The following is a 2,118-nucleotide window of genomic DNA, read 5'->3' as shown; positions in this document are numbered from 1 at the left end:
CAATAATAGGATATAAAAAACAATTAATGCAGATGACTAATAATAAATTTAATGTAAAATAAATTTAAGTTAACAAGAAGTTAACAAAAATTAAAGGAGGGTTATATTATGAAACTGAAAAAGGTTATGGCATTGTCTCTGGCAGCGGCGCTTACCTGTTCTCTGGCAGGCTGCGGCAATGAAACCGCACAGACAGCGCAGAGCAGTACCACTGCTGACAGTAAAGAGGGCACGGAAACGCAAAGCGGCGGGGCGGATGTTTTGGAAGAGGAGCTGGGCTATACGGATATCGTACTGGGAGAGACCTATGCGGACTTGACGGCATCTATAAAGGTAATGTCTCACAGGACAGATCTGGCGGACACCAAGTTCCCCGAGTATATTGCAGCGTTCAATGAAATGTATCCCAATATTACGGTAGAATATGAAACCATCACTGATTATGCAGAGCAGGCGCTGCTTCGTATTGAACAGTCTGACTGGGATATTATGATGATTCCCGCAGTGGACAAAAAGGACCTTGGCACTTATTTCGTACCCTATGGCGATCTGGAAACCGTCAGTGAACAGGTACGGTTTGCAAACACCTGGGTGTTTGACGATCTGGTGTATGGGATTCCTTCCACCGGGAATGCCCAGGGCATCGTATATAATAAGCAGGTATTTGCAGACGCAGGAATTACGCAGCTGCCAGCTACGCCCGACGAATTTATGTCTGCACTGCAGGCCATCAAGGAGAGCAGTCCCGATGTGATTCCTCTGTATACCAACTATGCGGCTGAGTGGACCATGGGAGCATGGGACGCCTATATCGGAGGCTCCGCAACAGGAAGCGCAGCCTTTATGAATCAGGAGCTGATTCACAGCGCTTCGCCTTTTTCTGACAGAGGCGACGGCACGGGCCCCTATGCGGTGTATAAGATTCTCTATGATGCGGTTGCCCTGGGATATACCGAAGAGGATTACACCACTACGGACTGGGAGGGCTGCAAGGGCATGATCAACAACGGAGAGATCGGCTGCATGGTGCTTGGCTCCTGGGCCTACTCTCAGATGGTGGAGGCAGGACCCAACGGCGATGATATTGGCTATATGTCCTTCCCCATCACCGTGGATGGCAAACAGTATGCTTCCGCAGGACCGGATTACAGCTATGGCATTAACGTGCAGTCCTCTGATGACAACAAAAAGGCTGCCATGGTTTATGTGAAATGGCTCACCAATCTTTCCAATTTCTCTTATTCCGAGGGCGGCATTCCCATCGACGTAAACGGGTCTTATCCCGATTTGTATTCCGCTTTTGACGGCATAGAATTTGTGGCGGATGAAGCGGCCCTTCCGGGAGAAGAGACCTATCTGAACGATCTGAATACGCAGTCCGAGCTGATGATCAACGCCGGTGGAAACAGGAAGATCATGGAGATCGTAGAGCATGCGGCCCAGGGCGATATGAGCTATGACGAGATCATGGAATCCTGGAACCAGGCATGGAGCGACGCACAGACTACACTGGGAATCGAAGCGCAGTAAGTAAAAAAGTGCGGGGGCATTGCCCCCGCATTGTGCCAAAGGCCCCAAAAGGGACAGAAAGGGCGTAAGGATATATGAAAACAGGTTTTGATTTTGCAAGGTGGTTTAAGGGAAGAAAGGTGCAGAGATTTCTGGTGATTTTCACATTTATGGCGGTGCCCCTTTTACTGCTTTTTGTGTTCACCTATCTTCCCTTCGGGGAAATGGTGAATTTCAGCTTTTATAACATGAGATATACCGGAACAAGAACCTGGGTGGGACTTCAGAATTACATAGACGTTTTCCGGAGAGACGACTGCTTTGGGGCGCTGAAGCTGAGCTTTTATTATATGGCGGGAGCGGGGGGGCAGCTTATGCTTGCGTTGTACTTTGCAACGCTTTTAAGTTTCCGGGTGAGGGGCGGCAGCTTTTTTAAGGGGGCCATTTTCTTCCCCTATCTGATCAACGGCATTGCCATAGGCTTCATCTTCAAGTTTTTCTACACCAGGGGCTTTGTGCTTGATACGGTGCTGCAGTGGTGCGGCTTTGAATTGAACCAGCTTCCTTTTTGGCTGAGGGACACCAATATCAATAATATATCCCTTGTGG

The 2,118-nt window shown here is 48.7% G+C and carries 2 protein-coding genes; both read left to right on the top strand.

Annotation, left to right across the window (positions count from 1 at the left end; all coding sequences use genetic code 11):
• Positions 1-108: 108 nt before the first annotated feature.
• On the top strand, positions 109-1,530 hold the full coding sequence (locus tag AC1WIP_RS14955) for an ABC transporter substrate-binding protein (protein ID WP_481142579.1): 1,422 nt from the start codon (positions 109-111) through the stop codon (positions 1,528-1,530).
• A 74-nt stretch (positions 1,531-1,604) separates the two neighbouring features.
• A partial coding sequence (locus AC1WIP_RS14950; RefSeq protein WP_481142578.1) for a carbohydrate ABC transporter permease occupies positions 1,605-2,118 on the top strand: 514 nt, incomplete at its 3' end.

Source organism: Acetatifactor sp. (assembly GCF_982438285.1).
Note: the sequence above shows the minus strand (reverse complement) of the source record. Positions and strands in the feature narration are given on the sequence as shown.

Excerpts from the sequence above, each read along its gene's own strand:
- AC1WIP_RS14955 (WP_481142579.1), top strand. The coding sequence starts at position 109 with ATGAAACTGAAAAAGGTTATGGCATTGTCTCTGGCAGCGGCGCTTACC.